The sequence below is a fragment of the Microbacterium sp. JZ70 genome (assembly GCF_053903225.1).
Window position 1 is genome coordinate 1531480 of sequence record NZ_CP096405.1, and the last position, 20498, is coordinate 1551977.

Consider the following 20498-nt stretch of genomic DNA (forward strand, 5'->3'; position numbering starts at 1 on the left):
CGCCCCTGAGACCGTGGCGTCGAGCACACAGTCTCGGGGTGGACAATAGACGACGTGGAAGAGCTCTTCGTCCTCCTGCTGGTGGTCGTCACCGCCCTGGCATTCGACTTCACCAACGGGTTCCACGACACGGGCAACGCGATGGCCACGTCCATCGCGACCGGGGCTCTGAGACCGAAGGCGGCCGTCGCCCTCTCGGCCGTGCTCAACCTCGTCGGCGCGTTCCTCTCGATCGAGGTCGCGAAGACGGTCGGCGGAGACGTCGTCGACCTGAACCAGGCGCAGGGCGAGGAGCTGATGCTCATCGTCTTCTGCGGCCTCGTCGGCGCGATCATCTGGAATCTCGTGACCTGGCTCTTCGGCCTCCCGTCGTCGTCGAGCCACGCGCTCTTCGGCGGGCTCGTCGGCTCGGCGTTCGTCTGGGGCATCGTGAACGGCGCGAACGGCGTCGTGTGGGCCGGCATCGTCGGCAAGGTGCTCATCCCCGCCGTGCTGTCGCCGCTCATCGCGGCCCTCATCGCGGGCGTCGGCACCGTGCTCGTCTACCGCATCACCGCCCGCGTGCCGGCGGAGAAGTCCGAGCGCGGCTTCCGCTGGGGCCAGCTCGGCTCGGCGTCGCTCGTCTCGCTCGCGCACGGCACCAACGACGCCCAGAAGACGATGGGCGTCATCTTCCTCGCGCTCATCGCATACGGGGCGGTGAACCCCGAGGACGACGTTCCGTTCTGGGTGAAGCTGACGTGCGCCCTCGCGATCGCGCTCGGAACCTACCTGGGCGGATGGCGCATCATCCGCACGCTCGGAAAGGGCCTCGTCGAGCTGTCGGCGCCGCAGGGGATGGCCGCGGAGACGTCGAGCGCGGCGATCATCCTCACCTCGAGCCACCTCGGCCTCCCGCTGTCGACGACGCACGTCGCGACCGGATCCATCCTCGGCACCGGTCTGGGGCGGAAGGGCGCCGAGGTCCGCTGGAAGCTCGCGGGGCGGATGGGCATCGCGTGGATCATCACGCTGCCGGCCGCGGCCGCTGTCGGCGGCGTGTGCTGGTGGATCGGCTCCGCGTTCCCCGGCGTCATCGGCGTCCTCATCGTCTTCGCCCTGCTCATCGGGCTGTCCGGCTACATGTACTGGCGCTCCACGCACAATGAGGTGTCGCACCACAACGTCAACGACGACTGGAAGGACGACGGCGTCACGGTCGACACGTCGAACGTGACGAGCGTCGTGAAGGTGGTGCGCTGATGGCCATCGACGTCTCCGCGATTCTCGGCTCCGTCGGCCAGGTGCTCGTCGCCGGGCTCCTGCTCGGCGCCGGCCTCCCCGCGCTGTTCGCGCTCGGGGTCCGCCTCCTCGCCACGGCCCCCGAACCCGGAGCCGGCGGCTTCTCGGGCGCCCGCGTCGGCGCGTGGGCGTGCTTCGGGCTCTGCATCGCCGCCGCCCTGTTCGGGATCGTCGTCATCGTCTTCGGGAAGCAGATGTTCGGGGCCTGAGGCCCTCGGCAGCCATCCCGCTGGGCCCGCGCGGCGTCACGCTTGTCGGAGTCGCGGGGCGGGTGTGCGCGTGTCGTGCTCAGGGGACGACACCCGTCCCGCCGGTCCGATTCCCGGGACGGCTCCGGCGTCACTCCTGTCGGAGCCGCGGGGCTGGTGTGCGCGTGTCGTGCGCAGACGACGACATCCGCCCCACCGATCCGATTCGGGAGACGCCCGGGGGAGCAGGTGCGCCCGCGCGGGGCCTGACCCTCTTCGGGCGACGCACCTCGGGCCATCCTGCGCCGCTCCGCGCCTGCCGCCGCGGGCGGCGGCTCGGACCCGGCGTCCGCGCCCGCCCGTAGGCTGGTGCGGTGAGCCCCATCGACGCACGCACTGTTCCCGCCGACCCGACCTCTCACGCGCGCCTCGCCGCCGCCGGCCTCGACTACCGGCTCGTCGACGGGACGGACCGCGACGCGCTGGGCCGCACGCTCCAAGCCGTGTCGCGCGGATTCCTCGGCCCGGAGGTGAACGACGAGTCGCTCACCGAGCAGCACACCCAGCTCGCCGACCGCCGGTACACGGCGGTGTTCGACGCGTCGATCGCCGAGCCGGAGATCCCGGTCGCGACGGTCGATTCGTGGGTCACGCCGCTGACGATCCCCGGCGGCGAGCTCGACATGTGGGCGATCAGCGGTGTGACCGTGTCGCCGACCCACCGGCGGCGCGGCATCGCGCGGGCCATGCTCGAGGGCGAGGTGCGCGCCGCGGCCGAGGCCGGCCTCGCGATGGCGGGGCTGACCGTGACCGAGACCACCATCTACGGCCGGTACGGCTTCGGATCGGCGATCCCCATGAGCCGATGGACGATCGATGTGCGGCGGGCGGGATGGTCCGGCGGCGATCCCGACGGCCGCGTCGAGTTCGTGAGCCGCGAGCAGCTCGCGCGCGACCTCGGGGAGGTGCACGATCGTCAGCGCACGCTGCGCGCGGGCGAGATCGCCGGATGGCCGCGCCGCTGGCGGCAGCACGCCGGCCTGTCCTCCTCGGTGAAGGACGGCGACAGCGTCCGCGGCGTGCGGTACGTCGACGCCGACGGCGCCGTGCGGGGCGCGATGGCCTACCGGATCGCCGAGGGCGAGAGCGACTTCGCGCTCGCGCGCCTGGACATCCGCCATCTCGCGGCCGAGACCGACGACGCGACGGCCGCCCTCCTGCGCTTCGCCCTCCAGCACGATCTCGTGGCCGAGGTCCGCACCGACCTGCGACCCGTCGACGACCCGCTCCGCTGGCTCGTGAGCGACGAGCGCGGCGCCGTGCAGACCATCCGCGACCACGGCTGGCTGCGCATCCTCGACGTTCCGCGCGCGCTCGAGGCGCGCACGTACTCCGCACCGGCGACGGCGACGCTCGAGGTGACCGACCCGCTCGACCTCACGACGGGCACGTGGCGCCTCGAGATCGGCGCGGATGGCCGTGCGCACGTCGCGCCGACGGACGCGGCGCCCGACCTCCGGCTCGGGATCGCGCAGCTGTCCTCGATCTTCCTCGGGGGCGTGCCCGCCCTCGGTCTCCTCGCGGCACGTCGCATGGCGGGCGACCGCGCGGTCGCGGCGGCGCTCGACGTCGCGTTCCGGCCCGCCCAGCCGCCGTCGCTCAGCATCTGGTACTGAGCCCGCGGCATCCGCACCGCACGACGAAGCGGCCGGCCATCCCGAGGGATGACCGGCCGCTTCGTCGTGCGGATCAGGCCAGCGCGCGGCCCATCAGCTCGGCCTGCTCGACCGCGTGGATCTTCGAGGACCCGGTCGACGGCGCGGCGGCTGCCGGGCGCGAGACGACCGAGATCGTGCGGCCGAGACGGCCGGCGACCTCGAGCGAGATGAACGGCCACGCGCCCTGGTTCTCGGGCTCGTCCTGGACCCAGACGATCTCCGCGTTCGGGTACTCCGCGAGCACGGCCTGCAGCGCCTCGACGGGCGCCGGGTAGAACTGCTCGAGGCGCACGAGCGCGATCGACGGGTTGGGGTTCTTCTCGAGCTCGCCGCGGAGATCCCAGTGGATCTTGCCCGAGTGCAGGAGCACCTTCGTGACGCCCGCCTTGTCGATCGGGCGGTCGTCGGCGAGAACCGGCTGGAAGCGGCCCTGCGTGAAGTCCTGGATCTCGCTCGTCGCCCCGCGCAGACGCAGCATGGCCTTCGGCGTGAAGACGATGAGCGGCTTGCGCGGCCGCGCGTACGCCTGGCGGCGGAGGAGGTGGAAGTACGACGCGGGCGTCGACGGACGCGCGACCGTCATGTTGTCCTGCGCGCACAGCTGCAGGAAGCGCTCGATGCGCGCCGACGAGTGGTCGGGGCCCTGGCCCTCGTACCCGTGGGGGAGGAGGAGCACGACACCCGACTCCTGGCCCCACTTCTGCTCGGCCGACGAGACGTACTCGTCGATCACCGACTGCGCGCCGTTGACGAAGTCGCCGAACTGCGCCTCCCAGAGAACGAGCGCCTCCTCGGCCTCGACCGAGTAGCCGTACTCGTACGCGAGCGCCGCGTACTCGCTCAGGAGCGAGTCGTACACCCAGAAGCGGCCCTGGCTCTCCGAGAGGTTGACGAGCGGCAGCCACTCCTGGCCGTTCACGCGGTCGTGGAACGCCGCGTGGCGCTGCACGAACGTGCCGCGACGCGAGTCCTGGCCCGCGAGGCGGACGTTCGTGCCCTCGAGCAGGAGCGATCCGAACGCGAGGAGCTCGCCGAACGCCCAGTCGATCTTGCCCTCGCGGCTCATCTGCACGCGCTTGTCGAGCAGCTGCTGCAGCTTCTGATGCACCGTGAAGCCCTCGGGCTTGTTCGCGTGCGCATCGCCGATCTGGTGGATCACCTCGACCGGGACGCCGGTGACGTCGGGCTCCCCGACGACCGGGTCCTGCTCGACCTCGGGCGTGACGACGGGGTTCGCCCCCGTCTCGACCGCGTGCGTCTCGGCGAACGCGACCTCGAGGCGGTTCTGGAAGTCGGCCTTCGCCTGCTCGTACTCCTCCTCGGTGATGTCGCCGCGGCCGACGAGGGCTTCGGTGTACAGGCGGCGCACGGAGCGCTTCGCCTCGATGAGGTCGGTCATGAGCGGCTGCGTCATCGACGGGTCGTCGCCCTCGTTGTGCCCGCGGCGGCGGTAGCAGACGAGGTCGATGACGATGTCGCGGTGGAAGCGCTCGCGGTACTCGAAGGCGAGCTCCGCGGCGCGCACGACCGCTTCCGGGTCGTCGCCGTTCACGTGGAGGATCGGCGCCTGGATGGTCTTGGCCGCGTCGCTCGCGTAGTACGAGGTCCGCGAGTCCTGCGGCAGCGTGGTGAAGCCGACCTGGTTGTTCACGATGATGTGCACCGTGCCGCCGGTCCGGTAGCCGCGCAGCTGCGACATCTGAAGGGTCTCGACGACGACGCCCTGGCCCGCGAAGGCCGCGTCGCCGTGGATGAGGACGGGCAGCCACGAGAACGACGCGATCGGGCCGCGGTCCTGCTTGGCGCGCGCGATGCCCTCGAGCACGCCGTCGACGGTCTCGAGGTGCGACGGGTTCGCGGCGAGGAGCACCTCGAGCGAGGAGCCGCCGTCCGACGTGAAGGTGCCCTGGGTGCCGAGGTGGTACTTGACGTCGCCCGAGCCGCGCTTGTTGCCGGGCAGGGCGCCCTCGAACTCCTGGAAGACCTCGCCGTACGCCTTGCCGGCGATGTTCGTCAGCACGTTGAGGCGGCCGCGGTGCGGCATGCCGATCGCGGCGCCCTCGAGCCCGCCGTCGGCCGCGCCCTGCAGGATGCGGTCGAGGAGCGGGATGAGCGACTCGCCGCCCTCGAGCGAGAAGCGCTTCTGGCCGACGTACTTCGTCTGGAGGAAGGTCTCGAACGCCTCGGCCTCGTTGAGCTTGCGGAGGATGCGCAGCTGCTCGTCGTGGTCCGGCTTGACGTACTTGACCTCGAGCTTCTGCTGGAACCACTCGCGCTGCTCGTGGTCGGCGATGTGCATGTACTCGATGCCGACGGTGCGGCAGTACGTGTCGCGCAGCACGCCGAGCACGTCGCGCAGCTTCATCTGGCGCTTGCCGCCGAAGCCGTTCGTGACGAACTCGCGGTCGAGATCCCAGAACGACAGCCCGTGCGACTCGATGTCGAGGTCGTGGTGCTCGCGCTGGACGTACTCGAGCGGGTCGACGTCGGCCATGAGGTGGCCGCGCACCCGGTAGGAGTTGATGATCTCCTGCACGCGCGCGGTCTTGTCGATGCGCTCGGAGAGGTCGACGGCGACGTCGGGGTTCCAGTGGATCGGCGCGTAGGGGATGCGCAGGGCCGCGAAGATCTCCTCGTAGAAGTCGCGCTCGCCGAGCAGCAGCTCGTGCACCTTCTTGAGGAACTCGCCCGACCCGGCGCCCTGGATGACCCGGTGGTCGTAGGTGCTCGTGAGGGTGATCGTCTTGCCGATCGCGAGCTCGTTGAGCGTCTTCGGGCTCGCGCCCTGGAACTCGGCCGGGTACTCGAGGGCGCCCGCGCCGATGATGCAGCCCTGGCCCTTCATGAGGCGGGGCACCGAGTGGACGGTGCCGATGCCGCCGGGGTTCGTGAGCGAGATCGTCGTGCCCGCGAAGTCGGCCGCGGTGAGCTTGGTCGCGCGAGCGCGCTTGACGAGGTCCTCGTAGGCGGCGAGGTACTCGTTGAAGGTCAGCGTGTCGGCCTTCTTGATGCTCGGCACCATGAGGGCGCGGGAGCCGTCGGGCTTGGGCAGGTCGATCGCGATGCCCAGGTTGATGTGCGCGGGGGCGACGACCGACGGCTTGCCGTCGATCTCGGCGTAGAAGACGTTCTGGCTCGGGAACTCCTTGAGCGCGCGGATGAGCGCCCACCCGATGAGGTGCGTGAAGCTCACCTTGCCGCCGCGTGCACGCGCCATGTGGTTGTTGATGACGATCCGGTTGTCGATCATCAGCTTCGCGGGGATGGTCCGCACGCTCGTCGCGGTCGGGACGGTCAGCGACTCGTCCATGTTCTTCGCGAGCGTCTTGGTCATTCCCTTGAGGACGGTGACCCTGTCCTCCTCGGCCTCGCGCTGGTCGTCGCCGTTCGCGGGCTTCGAGACGGGCTGGTCGGCCGGGATGGGCGCGGGCGCCGCGGGGCGCGCCGTCGTGCGCGCGACCGGCTGCTGCCCGACGACGGGGATCGGCGCCGTCGGCGGATGCGCGGGGCCGCCCGAGGGCGTCGCGGTCGGAGCGGCCGGAGCCGCGGGCGCGCCGGCGCCTGCGCCGTACGCCTCGAGGATCGGCCACCATTCCCTGTCGACCGCGTTGCGGTCGACCTTGAACTGCTCATAGAGCTCTTCGACGAGCCACTCGTTGGCACCGAACTCGTCTTCGCTCGAGGTACCGACGCCCGTCACACGGCTTGACACGGCAGGATCGCCCACTTTCGTCCCTGAATCGATGGCACGCATGCTCCGATGCGGAAAACCCCCGAACCGGACCTCCCGAGGCGGTCTCTTCGCACCGGGACGATGCGCGTGCGTTCAGGCATCCAGCCTAGCCCACTCGCCGCGCGGAACGCCCTGAGGCGACGCGCTCTGATGGCACGCACAGTCGCGCGCCGCCGCGTTCCGAGAGGGCGGCGCTACCGTGGGCGACATGGAATTCATCGGCGAGCCCCCGACGGTCGATCTCACCTACTCGGACGTCTTCCTCGCGCCGCGCAGATCGGCGATCACGAGCCGCCTCCAGGTCGACCTCGCGCCGGGTGACGGCACGACCGCGACCATCCCGCTCGTGTCGAGCAACATGAACTCCGTGACGGGCCCGCGGCTCGCGGCGGCCCTCGCGCGCCGCGGCGGGCTCGGCGTGCTCCCGCAGGACATGCCCCTTCAGGCCCTCGATGCGGCCATCCGCTGGGTGAAGCGGCAGCCGGTGCACTGGGACACGCCGCTCATCCTCGCGGCGGAGACGACGGTCGAGGAGGCGCGTCGCGTGCTGCCGCCGCTCGAGGGGCACGGCATCGTCGTCGGTCGCGGCGAGGGAGCGGATGGCGAACTCCCGCACGTGTCCGACATCCGCGGCATGCTGCCGGCGTCTCGGCTCGCGACCGCGCTTCCCGACGCCGCGCTCGGCGACCTCGTGCGCGGCCCCGTGCCGTCGATCGACGCCGACGACGTCACCGACGCACGGCATGCGTTCGACCTGCTCGTGGACGCCGATGTCGAGATGATGACGGTCGTGCGCAAGGGCCGGCTCGTGGGCACCGCGACGCGCCGCAGCGCCCTCCGGTCGACGCTCTACCGCCCCGCGGTCGACGCCGGCGGCCGCCTCGTCGTCGCCGCGGCGATCGGCATCAACGGCGACGTCGAGGCGAAGGCCCGGGCGCTCGCGGCGGCGGGCGTCGACGTGCTCGTGGTCGACACCGCGCACGGGCATCAGGAGGGGATGCTGCGCGCGCTCGGCGTCGTCGCGGGCCTGGGCCTCGGCATCCCGGTCGTGGCCGGCAACATCGTCACGGCCGACGGCGTCCGCGACCTCGTGGCTGCCGGCGCGTCGATCCTCAAGGTCGGCGTGGGCCCCGGCGCGATGTGCACGACCCGCATGATGACCGCCGTCGGGCGGCCCCAGTTCTCGGCCGTGCTCGAGACGGCCGAGGCCGCACGCGACCTCGGCGCGCACGTGTGGGCGGATGGCGGCGTCCGCTACCCGCGCGACGTCGCGCTCGCGCTCGCGGCGGGCGCTGCGAGCGTCATGATCGGCTCGTGGTTCGCCGGCACCATCGAGGCGCCGGGCTCGCTGCAGACGGACGCCGACGGCCGCATCTTCAAGGAGTCATGGGGGATGGCCTCGACGAAGGCCGTGCAGGAGCGCTTCGGCCGACTCGACGCTTACGAGCGTGCACGCAAGGAGCTGTTCGCCGAGGGGATCTCGTCGTCGCGCATCTACCTCGACCCGCTCCGCCCGAGCGTCGAGGACCTCGTCGACATGATCACCTCGGGCGTGCGCTCGTCGTTCACGTATGCGGGCGCCGCGACCGTGGCGGAGTTCCACGACCGCGCCCGCGTCGGCCTGCAGTCCGCGGCGGGCTACGAGGAGGGGAAGGCGCTCCCCGTCAGCTGGTGACGGGGAGCGCCGGGGCGTCGCGTCAGCGCCGGCGGGAGCGCTCGGTCGCGTCGTGGACCTCGCCCACGAGCTCCTCGATGATGTCCTCGAGGAAGAGCACGGCTGTCGTCGTGCCCTCGGCGTCGCGCACCCGGGCCAGGTGGCGCCCGGCGCGGCGCATGATCGCCAGCGCGTCCTCGAGGTCGGTCGTCTCCTGCACCGGCACCATCGCGTGGATCCGCTTGGGCGGGATGGGCCGCGCGGCCTTCTCATCCGGGTCGTCGCCGTTCGCGGCGCGGAGGATGTCCTTGAGGTGGACGTATCCGACCGGATCGCCCGCGTCGTCGACGATCACGTACCGCGAGTAGCCGTGCTTCGCGACCGCGCGCTCGACCTCGTCGGGCGTGACCTGCTCGGGAAGCGTCACGATCCGCGCGAGCGGCACCGCGACATCCTTCGCCTTCTTGTCGGTGAACTCCACCGCGGCCGCGACCGTGCCGGCGCTGTCGTCGAGGACGCCCTCACGGCGCGACTGCGCGACGATCGTGGCGACCTCGTCGAGGGTGAAGGTCGATGCGGCCTCGTTCTTCGGCTCGACGCCGAAGAGGCGCAGCACCGCGTTCGCGAGCCAGTTCAGGGCCCAGATCACGGGGTGGAAGACCTTCGACACCCACACGAGCGGGGGCGCGAGCAGGAGCACGGCGCGGTCGGGAACCGAGAACGCGATGTTCTTGGCGACCATCTCGCCGAACACGACGTGCAGGTAGGAGACGAACACGAGCGCGATCACGAACGCGATCGTGTCGACGGCCGCCTCGGCCATCCCGGTGAGTCCGAGCGGCACCGCGAGGAGGTGGTGCAGCGCCGGCTCCGAGACGTTCAGGATGAGCAGCGAGCAGATCGTGATGCCCAGCTGCGAGGTCGCGAGCATGAGCGTCGCGTGCTCCATCGCGAACAGCGCGGTGCGCGCCGCGCGCGAGCCCTTCTCGGCGAGCGGCTCGATCTGCGAGCGCCGCGCCGAGATGACGGCGAACTCGGCGCCGACGAAGAAGGCGTTCGCGAGCAGCAGCACCACGAGCCATGCCAGTCCGGCCCAGTCGCTCATCGCCGGCCCTCCTCGTCCTCAGCGCCCTCGGGGAGCGGGTCGGGGGTGAAGCGCACGCGGTCGACGCGGCGCCCGTCCATCCGCTCCACCGTGAGCGTGCCGTCGTCGACGCGGACGGCGTCTCCGACGACGGGCACGCGCTCGAGCACGCTCATGATGAATCCGCCGACCGTGTCGTACGCGTCGTCCTCCGGCACCTCGACGGCTGCGCGGTCGCGCAGCTCGTCGGGGCGGAGCTGACCGGGGAAGGTCACCGAGTCGCGGTGGCGCACGACCCCCGCGGGGCGGCGGTCGTGCTCGTCGGACACCTCGCCGACGATCTCCTCGACGAGGTCCTCGAGGGTCACGACGCCCGCCGTGCCGCCGTACTCGTCGACGACGACGGCCATCTGGTAGCCGCCGACCCGGAGCTCGGCGATGAGGGCGTCGAGGTGCACGGTCTCGGGAACGCGCAGCGGCTCGTTCGCGAGGGCGGCCGCCGGCACGTCGCCTCGCCGCTCGCGCGGAACGCTGACCGCGGCCTTGAGGTGCACGATGCCGACGATGTCGTCCATCGACTCGTCGTACACGGGGAACCGGCTGTGCCCGGTCTGCCGCGCGAGCTGGATCACCTCGTCGGCGGAGTCGCCGGCCGCGACCGCGTGGACGCGCGGCCGCGGCGTCATGACGTCGCCTGCGCTGAGTCGCGCGAACGTGAGGCTCCGGTCGAGCAGGGTCGCGGTGTCCTCCTCGAGGACGCCCGCGAGAGCGGAGCGCCGCACGAGGCTCGAGAGCTCCTCGGCCGAGCGGGCGCCCGAGAGCTCCTCCTTGGGCTCGATGCCCATCGCCCGCAGCACGGCGTTGGCGCTGCCGTTCAGCAGGGCGATCACGGGCCGGAACACGGCGGTGAACGCGATCTGGAACGGCGCGACCACCTTGGCCGTGGCCAGCGGCAGCGCGAGCGCGAAGTTCTTCGGCACGAGCTCGCCCAGGATCATCGAGAGGATGGTCGCGACGGCCATCGCCACGACGGTCGCGATGGGCGCGACGGCCGGCTCGGCGACGCCCCAGCCGAGGAGGACCGGCCGCAGGAGGTTCGAGAACGCGGGCTCGAGCGTGTAGCCCGTGAGCAGGGTCGTCAGCGTGATGCCGAGCTGGGCGCTCGACAGGTGCGTCGAGGTGTGCCGCAGCGCGCGGATCGTGAGCGACAGGCGGCTCTCGCCGCGCGACTGGCGCGCCTCGAGCTCGGCGCGGTCGAGGTTCACGAGCGCGAACTCGCTCGCGACGAACAGACCGGTTCCGATCGTCAGGATGAGCCCCACGCCCAGGAAGACGTAATCCATCATTCGTCACCTCCGAGGGGCTCGGAGGGCGGGCAGTGGGGCGATCGTCTGTAACTCGGAGGGTCGTCCATCGTGCCGCTCATGATACGGCACGCCTCTGGACGCGCGTCTCGCTCAGCGTCGTGCCGCCACGCGCTCGCGGTGCGCGCGCAGGTACTGCGGCGGCCACAGCGCGTCGGCCGGCTCGCCGAGCTCGGCCGCCGCACGGAGCGCGAAGTGCGGATCCCGCAGGAACTCGCGGCCCGCGAAGACGGCGTCGGCTGCGCCTTCGGCGAGCACCTCCTCGGCCTGCTCTCCCGACGTGATGATCCCCACGGCCGCCGTGGGGAAGCCCGTGAGCTCGCGGATGCGGGCGGCGTGCGGAACCTGGTAGCCCGGTCCCGGCTCGATGCGCTGGTGGCGCACGAGACCCCCGGTGGAGATGTCGAAGAGGTCGGCGCCGGCCTCGTGCGCCCAGGTCGCCGCGGTCGCGACGTCCTCGACCTCGAGCCCGCCCGGGGCCCAGTCCGTCGCGGAGAAGCGCACGAGGACGGGCACGCCGTCGCCCACCTCGGCGCGCACGGCGCGGACGACCTCGAGCAGGAGCCGTGCCCGGCCCTCCGGCGAGCCGCCCCATCCGTCCGTGCGCTGATTCGACAGCGGCGAGAGGAACTCGTGCAGGAGGTAGCCGTGCGCCGCGTGCACCTCGACGACGTCGAAGCCGGCATCGAGGGCGCGCCGGGCGGCGGCGCGGAAGTCCGAGATCACCTGTGCGATGCCCGCCTCGTCGAGCTCCTGCGGGACCGCGTAGCCGTCGAACGCGACCGGAGACGGGGCGACCGTGGGCCATCCGCCCTCCTCGATCGGAACGCTGCCCTCCGCGTCGGCGAACGGCCACCAGGTCGAGCCCATGCGACCCGCGTGCGCGAGCTGCACGGCCGCGAGCGCGCCGCGCGCGTGGATCGCGGCGACGACCTCGGCCCACGCGTCGCGCTGGGCGTCGTTCCAGATGCCCGCGTCGCGCGGCGAGATCCGGCCCTCGGGCGAGACGGCCGCGGCCTCGCTCATGACCAGGCCCGCGCCGCCCGATGCGAACTGCGCGAGGTGCACGTGGTGCCAGTCGTTCACGACGCCGTCCTCGGCGCTGTACATGCACATCGGCGACACCCACAGGCGGTTGCGGAACGTCGTCTCGCGGACGGTCAGGGGGCTGAACAGCTGGCTCACAGTGCTCCGATCCGGCGGCGCTCGTCGGCGCCGCGCACAGCGCGAGTAGGGTGGCGGCATGCCGGGAGGACACGCATGGCACTCGGATGAGTGGACCGCCCAGGACGCGGTCCGCGTCCTGCGAGTGCCAACCGCAGACGACCACAAGTATTCCCGAGGCGTCGTCGCCCTGCGCACGGGGTCGCTCGCGTACCCGGGCGCGGCGGTGCTCTCGACGGAGGGCGCGTGGCGCGCGGGCGTCGGGATGGTCCGGTGGGACGGACCCGAGGACGTCGCGGGCCTCGTGCTGCAGCGCCGACCCGAGACCGTGCTCGGCGCGGGGCGCGCCGACGCCTGGGTCATCGGCTCCGGTGTGGACGCGCGCGGACGCGGCGAGGATGAGACGCGGCTGCTGCGCGGCATCCTGCGCGACCGGCCGCTGCCCGTCGTCGTCGACGCGGGGGCGCTCGACCTCGCGGCGGAGGCCACGGGCCCGCTCATCGTGACGCCGCACGAGGGGGAGCTGCGCGAGGTGCGCATTCCGCTCGGCTTCGGCATCGACGACGTCGAGGAGGATCCGCTCGCCCCGCGCCTGAGCGGCCCGTTCCGAGAGCGCGTGCTCGTCGTCCGCGAGACCGCGGTCGCGCTCGGCGGCGTCGTGCTCCTCAAGGGCGCCGCGACGATCGTGGCGACGCCGGGAGGCTGGTGGACGGTCGTCCGCTCCGGCACGCCCTGGCTCGCGTCGGCGGGCACGGGCGACGTCCTGGCCGGAGCGGCGGGCGCTCTGCTCGCGGGAGCAGCGGCGGCCGCCCGCGTCGCGGGGCGCGAGCTCGACGTCGAGGAGCTCGGCCCGATCGCCGCGACCGCTGCCTGGCTCCATGGGACCGCCGGACGCATCGCCTCCGGCCGCGGCCATCCGATCGCCGCGATCGACGTGGCCGAGGCGCTTCCGGCCGCCTTCGCCGCCGCGCTCGCCGCCTGAGTCGGCGCGGGCGTGTTCGGGGGCTGGTGCTGGGGCTGGTGCGGGGGTTGCGGCGGGGTGGCGGCCGGGCGGCGGCCGGGGCGGGGCGGGCGCCGGGGTGGCGGCCGGGCGGCGACCGGGCGGAGCCGGCATGTCTCACCAGGGTGGGGATAGGGATGCCGAAAGGGTGTCTTTTCGAGACATGCGGTCGGGGTGCGCCCAGGGCCCGACGTGGCATGTCTCACCGGTGCAGGGATTGGCACGCCGAAAGGGTGTCTTTTCGAGACATGCGGTCGGGCCCGGGCCGGCATGTCTCACCCGGGTAGGGATTGGCGCGCCGAAAGGGTGCCTTTTCGAGACATGCGGCCGGGCCCGGGTCGGCATGTCTCACCCGGGTAGGGATTGGCACGCCGAAACGGTGCCTTTTCGAGACATGCGGCCGGGCCCGGGTCGGCATGTCTCACCCGGGTGGGGATTGGCACGCCGAAACCGTGCCTTTTCGAGACATGCGACCGGGCCCGGGCAGGCATGTCTCACCCGGGTAGGGATTGGCGCGCCGAAACCGTGCCTTTTCGAGACATGCACGGGGGCGGATGGCCGGAGGGGCGGTCCGTAGGATGGGGGCGTGCCGAGGCGGATGCTGCTGTGGATCGCTTTCACGCTCGTGCACGTCTGGGTCGCGGCGGCCGGGTGGTGGATGCCCAACCAGCCGATGGGCGACGTCCACCTCGTGTACGAGCCGTGGTCGGCACGCGCCCTCGCGGGCGACGGCATCGTCGGCGTCACCGAGGCGTGGGTCTACCCGCAGCTGGCCCTCGCGCCGATGCTGCTCGCACACGCGCTCGCCGGGATCGGCGGATACGACCTCGCGTGGGCGATCCTCGTCACGCTGTGCGACGCGGTCGCCTTCTGGCTCCTCGTCGGAGACGGACGATCACGCGGTCGCCGCACGGCCGCGTGGTTCTGGCTCGGCTTCGCGCTCCTCCTCGGGCCGGTCGGGATGTTCCGGCTCGACGCGATCACGGTGCCGATCGCGATCGTCGGGCTGCTCCTCCTCGCGACGCGGCCGACCGTCGCCTCCGCCCTCCTCACGGCCGCCGCCTGGATCAAGGTGTGGCCGGTTGCGCTCGTGGCCACGGCCGTGGTCGCGATGCGCCGCCGAGGGGCCGTGCTCGTCGGCGCCGCCGTCGCCTCCGCCCTCGTCGTCGCGGTCGTCGTGGTGAGCGGGGGAGCGGCCCACCTGCTCGGATTCGTCACGATGCAGACGGGGCGCGGCCTGCAGCTCGAGGCGCCCGTGAGCACGTTCTACCTCTGGGGCGCCGCGCTGCACATCCCGGACTGGTGGATCTTCTACGACCGCGACATCCTCACGTTCCAGGTGACGGGACCGCAGGTCGATGCCGTCATCGCCGCGATGACCCCGCTGCTCGGTGCCGCGGTCGCCGCGATCGCGGTGCTCGGCGTCGTCCAGGCGCGCCGGGGCGCCGCGTACCGCTCGCTCGTGCCGCCGCTCGCGCTGGCGCTCGTTCTCGCGTTCATGGTGTTCAACAAGGTCGGCTCCCCTCAGTTCCACGACTGGCTCATCGCGCCGATCGCGCTGTGGCTCGTCGTCGATCGGCGACGTGCTCGGGGGCCGGCTCTCCTCGCGCTGGCCTGCGCGCTCCTCACCCAGCTCGTGTACCCCCTCCTCTACATGGGGGTCATGCTCGCCGAGCCGTTCGCCGTGTCGGTCCTGACGGCGCGCAACGCACTGCTCGTCGTCCTCCTCGTCTGGGCGGTCGCGCGCGTGGCGCGCGTGCCCGTCCGCGTCCGCTCGCGCGCCGTCGCGCTCGCGGAGTCCTGACCATCCTTCGAAAGGGGAATCCCATGCTCGTCGCCTTCTCCGTCGCTCCCTCGGGAGACGGCAGCGCCGACGGCTCCGTGCACGACGCGGTCGCCGCGGCCGTCAAGGTCGTCCGCGAATCGGGCCTCGCGCACCGCACGACGTCGATGTTCACCGAGATCGAGGGCGAGACCTGGGACGAGGTGATGGATGTCGTGCGCCGCGCGACCGAGGCCGTCATGCCGTTCGGCTCCCGCGTCTCCCTCGTGTTGAAGGCCGACATCCGCCCGGGCTACCACGGCGAGATCGACGGCAAGATCGAGCGCCTCAAACGTGCGATCGGCGACCTGGACTGAGGCTTCCGTGAGAACGGCGCCGCGCACGGCCCGTAGACTCTCCTGGTGACCACCTCGACCACCACGTCGAGGGGTGCGGCGATGTGGGCGCTCCTCTCGCTCGCCATCGGCGCCTTCGGCATCGGCATGACCGAGTTCGTCTCGATGGGCCTCCTCCCGCGCATCGCGGGCGACCTCCTGCCGGCCGTCCACGCCGCGAGCCCCGAGGACGCCGTCGCGCAGGCGGGCGTGCTGATCAGCCTCTACGCGCTCGGCGTCGTCATCGGAGCGCCGACGATCGCGGCGTTCGTGTCGCGGTTCCCGCGGCACCGCGTGCTCATCGCCCTCGCCCTCGCGCTCCTCGTCTTCAACGCGCTCACCGTCATCATGCCGACGTTCGAGCTCGTCGGCCTCTCGCGCTTCCTGTCGGGTCTGCCGCACGGCGCCTACTTCGGCATGGCCGCCGTCGTCGCGGCCGACCTGTTCGGCCCCGAGAAGCGCGGCCGCGCGATCTCGATCGTCATGAGCGGCCTCATGATCGCCAACGTGGTCGGCGTGCCCGGCGGCACGCTCCTCGGTCAGCAGCTCGGATGGCGCGCCGCCTACGTCGTCGTCGGGGCGGTCTTCCTGCTCGCCCTGCTCATGATCGCCTTCTTCGTGCCTGCGCAGCCCGGCGACGCGGGTCGCACGGTCCGCCACGAGCTCGGCATCTTCCGCATCCCCCAGGTCTGGCTCACGGTCGCGATCGGGTCGATCGGCTTCGGCGCGTTCTTCGCGGTGTACAGCTACGTCGCGACCCTCGTGACCGAGGTCGCCGGGGCGGAGGAGTGGGTCGTGTCGATCGCGCTCGTCGCCATCGGGCTCGGCATGACGATCGGCAACCTGCTCGGCGGCCTGCTCGCCGACATCAGCGTGCGCCGCACCCTCGTCTACGGTCTGCTCGCGCTCGCCGGCGCGTCGGCCCTCGTCGGCGTCGTCGCCCACCTCACCGTCGCGCTCGTCATCGGCCTGTTCGTCTTCGCGACCGTCTCGGCGACCGCCACGCCGACCGTGCAGCTGCGCCTGCTCGATGTCGCGCGCGATCACCAGGCGATCGGCGCCGCCCTCAACCACTCGGCGCTCAATGTCGGCAACAGCCTCGGAGCGGCGCTCGGCGGCGCCGTGATCGCCGCCGGATGGGGATACGTCGCCCCGGTGTGGGTCGGCGTCGTCCTGTCACTCGTTGGGATGGCGATCGCGCTCGTCGCCTTCGCGGCCGAACGGCGCTCCGACGCGCGGATGCTCGCATCCTTCTCCTCGGAGGACACCGGCACCTCGCCCATCCCCACGGTCTGAGCCCGGGCCATCCGCTCGCGGCGCAGGACGCCGCGTAGGGTCGAAGGCGTGACCGACCGATGCACCTGGGTGCGCGACGCCATCCGCCTGCTCGAGGCCGGCGCGAACCGCAGCGCCGACACGCACCTGCACGTCTTCCCGCTTCCGCCGGAGTGGGGCATCGACCTGTACCTCAAGGACGAGTCCGTGCACCCGACCGGCTCGCTCAAGCACCGCCTCGCGCGGTCGCTCATCCTCTACGGGCTCGTGAACGGGCGCATCGACGAGGGGACGACGCTCGTCGAGGCGTCGAGCGGATCGACCGCCGTGTCGGAGGCGTACTTCGCGCGCATGCTCGGGCTCGACTTCGTGACGGTCGTGCCGCGGGCGACGAGCCCCGAGAAGATCGAGCTCATCGAGTTCTACGGAGGGCGCTGTCACTTCGTCGACGTCCCCGGCGACATGTACGCCGAGGCCGAGCGCCTCGCGGCGGAGAGCGGCGGGTACTACCTCGACCAGTTCACGTACGCCGAGCGCGCGACCGACTGGCGCGGCAACAACAACATCGCCGAGAGCGTGTTCGAGCAGCTCGCCGCCGAGCGCTATCCCGTCCCCGCGTGGATCGTCGTGGGCGCGGGAACCGGCGGCACGAGCGCGACGTTCGGCCGCTATGTGCGCTACCGCCGCCATCCGACCCGGATCGCGGTCGTCGACCCGGAGAACTCCGCGTACTACGGCGGATGGCGCACCGGGCGCTCCGACCACACGACGGGCATGCCGAGCCGCATCGAGGGCATCGGGCGCCCGCGCGTCGAGCCGTCGTTCGTCCCCGGAGTGATCGACGAGGTGCTCCCGATCCCCGACGCGGCGTCGCTCGCGGCCATCCGCCTCCTCAGGGAGCGCACGCTGCACTGGGCGGGCGGCTCGACCGGCACCAACCTCGTCGGCGCGTTCCAGATCATCGCGCGGATGATCGCGGCGGGGGAGCGGGGCAGCGTCGTCACCCTCATCTGCGACGGCGGCGCGCGCTACGCCCACACGTACCACGACGACGCGTGGGTCGCCGCGCAGGGGCACGACCTCGCGCCGCACCGCGAGCGGATGGACCGCTTCCTCGCGACCGGCGTCTGGGACTGACCCGCGCTACGCCGCGAACAGGCGGCCGAGGTGGTGGGCGACGGCCTCGGTCTCGATGAGGAACCCGTCGTGGCCGAAGTCGCTGTGCAGCACCACCGACTCCTGCCCGTCGAGCGTGTTCGGGATGCTGCGCGCGATGCGGTGCTGCCCGTCGACGGGGAAGAGCCGGTCGCTGTCGATCCCCAGCACGAGCGTCGTCGCGGTGACCTCCGACAGGGCCTCCTCGACACCGCCGCGGCCGCGGCCGACGTCGTGCGAGTCCATCGCCTCCACGAGCCGGATGTACGTGTTCGCGTCGAAGCGGCGCGTGAACTTGTTGCCGTGGAAGTCGAGGTACGACTCCACCGCGAAGCGGCCGCCGAAGCCGAGGGGGCTGACGTCGGACTGCCACGACCGCTGGAACCGCTGATTGAGCTCGGTGGGGCTGCGGTAGTTCAGCAGGGCCATCCGACGGGCGAGCGCGAGACCGCGGTGCGGCCCCTCACCGGGTGCCGCGTCGTAGTAGTCGCCGCCCGCGAACCGGGGATCGATCTCGATCGCCTCGAGCTGAACGGAGTTCAGGGCGATCTGGTCGGCCGTGTTGATCGGGGGCGAGGAGAGGATGGCCAGCCGCTCGACGCGGTCGGGCAGCCCGACGGCCCATTCGAGCGCGTGCATGCCGCCCATCGAGCCGCCGATCACGGCGGCCCAGCGGTCGATGCCCAGGGCGTCGGCGAGTCGGACCTGCGCGGCGACCTGGTCGCGGATGGTGAGATACGGGAAGCGCGAGCCCCAGGCCTCGCCGTCGGGGTGGATGCTCGCCGGCCCGGTCGAGCCCTGACATCCGCCGAGGACGTTCGGGGCGATGACGAACCACCGGTCGGTGTCGATCGCGAGACCCGGCCCGACGAGCGCGTCCCACCATCCCGCGGTCGGATGCCCGGGGCCGGCGGGGCCGCGGACATGGCTGTCGCCGGTCAGCGCGTGCAGGATGAGCACCGCGTTGTCGCGGGCGGGGCTCAGCTCGCCCCACGTCTCGTACGCGAGGCGGAACCCGGGCAGCTCCGCGCCGCTCTCGGTCGTGAGCGGTCCGAACGCGGCGAACCGGCGATCCCCCACGGGATCGCCGTCGAGCCACGCTCCCGTCGCGGGCGGACGGCCGGCCATCGAGCGGGCGTCGGCCTCCGTGACGGGAGCAGACGGCACCGTGTCCTCGGAGATCTGCCAGTCCATCCGTCCATTCTCCCGTGCTCTGCGGGGCGCCCCCGCCACTGTTACGCGTCGCCGGATACGGCGGATGCCCCGGGCGCGCGCCCGGGGCATCCATCGTGTTCGCGGGTCAGGCCCGAGCGGCCGCCGCCGTCTCGCGGGCCGCGACGAGCGCCTGCTCGAGGTCGGCCTTGAGGTCGTCGACGTTCTCGAGGCCGATCGACAGGCGCACGAGTCCCGGCGTCACGCCGCTCGTGAGCTGCTGCTCGGGGGTGAGCTGCGAGTGCGTCGTCGATGCGGGGTGGATGACGAGCGAGCGCACGTCGCCGATGTTGGCGAGGTGGCTGAACAGGCCCAGCGAGTTGACGAACGCGCGGCCCGCGTCGACGCCGCCCTTGAGCTCGAACGACAGCACGGCGCCGACGCCCTTCGGCGCGTAGCGGTTCGCGTTCGCGTACCAGGGCGACGACGGGAGACCCGCGTAGTTGACCGTCGCGACGTCGGGGTGGTTCTCGAGCCACTCCGCGATCTCCTGGGCGTTCTGCACGTGGCGCTCGATGCGCAGCGACAGCGTCTCGATGCCCTGGATGAGCTGCCACGCGCTCTGCGGGGCGATGGCCGAGCCGAGGTCGCGCAGCAGCTGCACGCGCGCCTTGATGATGTACGCGAGCTCGTCGCCCACGGCGGTCGTGTAGCTCGCGCCGTGGTACGACGGGTCGGGCTCGGTGAGACCCGGGAACCTCTCGACGTTCTGCGACCACGCGAAGCGGCCGCCGTCGACGATCGCACCGCCGAGGACCGTGCCGTGTCCGCCGAGGAACTTCGTCGCGGAGTGCACGACGATGTCGGCGCCGTGCTCGAACGGGCGGATGAGGTACGGCGTCGCGATCGTGTTGTCCACGATGAGCGGCACGCCGTTCTCGTGGGCGATGTCGGCGACCGTGCGGATGTCGAGGACGTTGATGGCGGGGTTGCCGATCGTCTCCGCGAAGAACAGCTTCGTGTTCGGGCGGACCGCCGCGCGCCACTGCTCGGGGTCGTCCTGGTTCTCGACGAAGGTGACCTCGATGCCCAGCTTGCCGAGCGTGTACTTGAAGAGGTTGTAGGTGCCGCCGTAGATCGAGCTCGAGGACACGATGTGGTCGCCAGCCTGCGCGATGTTGAGCACGGCGAAGGTCTCGGCGGCCTGGCCGCTCGCCACGAGGAGCGCGCCCGTGCCGCCCTCGAGCGCCGCGATGCGCTGCTCGACGACATCCTGCGTCGGGTTCTGCAGGCGCGTGTAGATGTTGCCGAACTCGGCGAGCGCGAAGAGGTTCTTCGCGTGGTCCGCGTCGCGGAACACGTACGAGGTCGTGTTGTAGATCGGCGTCGCGCGGGCCCCGGTCACGGGGTCGGGCTGCGCGCCGGCGTGGATCTGCGTGGTCTCGAAGCGCCAGTTCTCGCTCATGCGTGTCTCCTGCTCGAAGGATGGTCGTCGGATCTGCTCGGGGATGCCCGCCTTCGGGCATGACTGCGACAGTACGGAACCCGCGGTGCCCGGGCAACGCACGGGACA

General features: G+C 71.9%; 15 protein-coding genes. 9 read left to right on the top strand and 6 right to left on the bottom strand.

The window, feature by feature from the left end; all coding sequences use genetic code 11:
* The first annotated feature begins 54 nt into the window (after positions 1 to 54).
* The 3 genes from M1D46_RS06955 to M1D46_RS06965 all read left to right on the top strand — a co-directional run bounded on the left by M1D46_RS06955 (position 55) and on the right by M1D46_RS06965 (position 3145).
* The gene (locus M1D46_RS06955) at positions 55 to 1242 is read left to right on the top strand and encodes an anion permease (protein WP_456287002.1); all 1188 of its coding nucleotides are present in this window, start codon (positions 55 to 57) and stop codon (positions 1240 to 1242) included.
* Positions 1242 to 1490, top strand: coding sequence for a hypothetical protein (locus M1D46_RS06960; protein ID WP_456284813.1), 249 nt, complete (start codon positions 1242 to 1244; stop codon positions 1488 to 1490). The genes M1D46_RS06955 and M1D46_RS06960 overlap by 1 nt, the downstream gene beginning before the upstream one ends.
* Before the next feature lie 353 nt (positions 1491 to 1843).
* Positions 1844 to 3145 (top strand): GNAT family N-acetyltransferase, encoded by a 1302-nt coding sequence (locus tag M1D46_RS06965; protein WP_456287003.1) that lies wholly within the window; start codon positions 1844 to 1846, stop codon positions 3143 to 3145.
* 73 nt (positions 3146 to 3218) lie between these two features.
* Here the strand turns inward: M1D46_RS06965 and M1D46_RS06970 are convergent, their stop codons facing one another.
* Positions 3219 to 6899, bottom strand: a complete 3681-nt coding sequence (locus tag M1D46_RS06970) for a multifunctional oxoglutarate decarboxylase/oxoglutarate dehydrogenase thiamine pyrophosphate-binding subunit/dihydrolipoyllysine-residue succinyltransferase subunit (protein ID WP_456287004.1) — start codon at positions 6897 to 6899, stop codon at positions 3219 to 3221.
* A 229-nt stretch (positions 6900 to 7128) separates the two neighbouring features.
* Here M1D46_RS06970 and guaB1 point away from each other — a divergent pair, with 229 nt between their 5' ends.
* A complete protein-coding gene (gene guaB1 / locus M1D46_RS06975; protein WP_456287005.1) occupies positions 7129 to 8595 on the top strand; it encodes a GMP reductase in 1467 nt (488 codons plus the stop codon).
* Positions 8596 to 8617: 22 nt separating this feature from the next.
* On the opposite strand, the gene M1D46_RS06980 is transcribed toward guaB1, so the two are convergent.
* The 3 genes from M1D46_RS06980 to M1D46_RS06990 form a co-directional block, all read right to left on the bottom strand.
* Positions 8618 to 9679, bottom strand: a complete 1062-nt coding sequence (locus M1D46_RS06980) for a hemolysin family protein (RefSeq protein ID WP_456287006.1) — start codon at positions 9677 to 9679, stop codon at positions 8618 to 8620.
* Positions 9676 to 11001, bottom strand: coding sequence for a hemolysin family protein (locus tag M1D46_RS06985; RefSeq protein ID WP_324012093.1), 1326 nt, complete (start codon positions 10999 to 11001; stop codon positions 9676 to 9678). Before M1D46_RS06985 ends, M1D46_RS06980 begins: the two co-directional genes overlap by 4 nt.
* Before the next feature lie 114 nt (positions 11002 to 11115).
* Complete coding sequence (locus tag M1D46_RS06990) at positions 11116 to 12207, bottom strand: NADH:flavin oxidoreductase/NADH oxidase (RefSeq protein WP_456287007.1); 1092 nt, start codon at positions 12205 to 12207, stop codon at positions 11116 to 11118.
* A gap of 58 nt (positions 12208 to 12265) precedes the next feature.
* On the opposite strand from M1D46_RS06990, the gene M1D46_RS06995 reads away from it, so the two are divergent.
* The 5 genes from M1D46_RS06995 (at position 12266) to cds1 (ending at position 17755) form a co-directional block, all read left to right on the top strand.
* Entirely contained in the window at positions 12266 to 13168 is a 903-nt protein-coding gene (locus M1D46_RS06995; protein ID WP_282978162.1) for an ADP-dependent NAD(P)H-hydrate dehydratase, read from the top strand.
* 604 nt (positions 13169 to 13772) lie between these two features.
* Positions 13773 to 14990, top strand: coding sequence for a hypothetical protein (locus tag M1D46_RS07000; RefSeq protein WP_456287008.1), 1218 nt, complete (start codon positions 13773 to 13775; stop codon positions 14988 to 14990).
* Between the two features lie 23 nt (positions 14991 to 15013).
* A complete protein-coding gene (locus tag M1D46_RS07005) occupies positions 15014 to 15325 on the top strand; it encodes a thiamine-binding protein (RefSeq protein ID WP_456287009.1) in 312 nt (103 codons plus the stop codon).
* 81 nt (positions 15326 to 15406) lie between these two features.
* Positions 15407 to 16639 carry an MFS transporter gene (locus M1D46_RS07010; RefSeq protein WP_282978263.1) on the top strand — a complete coding sequence of 411 codons (1233 nt, stop codon included), beginning with the start codon at positions 15407 to 15409 and terminating at the stop codon, positions 16637 to 16639.
* A 48-nt stretch (positions 16640 to 16687) separates the two neighbouring features.
* Positions 16688 to 17755: an L-cysteine desulfhydrase Cds1 gene (cds1, locus tag M1D46_RS07015; protein ID WP_456287010.1), complete on the top strand. Its 1068-nt coding sequence runs from the start codon at positions 16688 to 16690 to the stop codon at positions 17753 to 17755.
* 6 nt (positions 17756 to 17761) lie between these two features.
* Here cds1 and metX read toward each other — a convergent pair whose 3' ends face one another.
* On the bottom strand, positions 17762 to 18967 hold the full coding sequence (gene metX, locus M1D46_RS07020; protein WP_271172284.1) for a homoserine O-acetyltransferase MetX: 1206 nt from the start codon (positions 18965 to 18967) through the stop codon (positions 17762 to 17764).
* A gap of 106 nt (positions 18968 to 19073) precedes the next feature.
* On the bottom strand, positions 19074 to 20390 hold the full coding sequence (locus M1D46_RS07025; protein WP_416383271.1) for a bifunctional o-acetylhomoserine/o-acetylserine sulfhydrylase: 1317 nt from the start codon (positions 20388 to 20390) through the stop codon (positions 19074 to 19076).
* Between the last annotated feature and the right edge of the window lie 108 nt (positions 20391 to 20498).

Bases quoted from the DNA above. Each gene is read 5' to 3' on its own strand.
- M1D46_RS06960 (WP_456284813.1), top strand. From the start codon at position 1,242: ATGGCCATCGACGTCTCCGCGATTCTCGGCTCCGTCGGCCAGGTGCTC.
- M1D46_RS06995 (WP_282978162.1), top strand. From the start codon at position 12,266: ATGCCGGGAGGACACGCATGGCACTCGGATGAGTGGACCGCCCAGGAC.
- guaB1 (WP_456287005.1), top strand. From the start codon at position 7,129: ATGGAATTCATCGGCGAGCCCCCGACGGTCGATCTCACCTACTCGGAC.
- M1D46_RS07005 (WP_456287009.1), top strand. From the start codon at position 15,014: ATGCTCGTCGCCTTCTCCGTCGCTCCCTCGGGAGACGGCAGCGCCGAC.
- metX (WP_271172284.1), bottom strand. From the start codon at position 18,967: ATGGACTGGCAGATCTCCGAGGACACGGTGCCGTCTGCTCCCGTCACG.
- M1D46_RS06985 (WP_324012093.1), bottom strand. From the start codon at position 11,001: ATGGATTACGTCTTCCTGGGCGTGGGGCTCATCCTGACGATCGGAACC.
- M1D46_RS07025 (WP_416383271.1), bottom strand. From the start codon at position 20,390: ATGAGCGAGAACTGGCGCTTCGAGACCACGCAGATCCACGCCGGCGCG.
- M1D46_RS06980 (WP_456287006.1), bottom strand. From the start codon at position 9,679: ATGAGCGACTGGGCCGGACTGGCATGGCTCGTGGTGCTGCTGCTCGCG.
- M1D46_RS07010 (WP_282978263.1), top strand. From the start codon at position 15,407: ATGTGGGCGCTCCTCTCGCTCGCCATCGGCGCCTTCGGCATCGGCATG.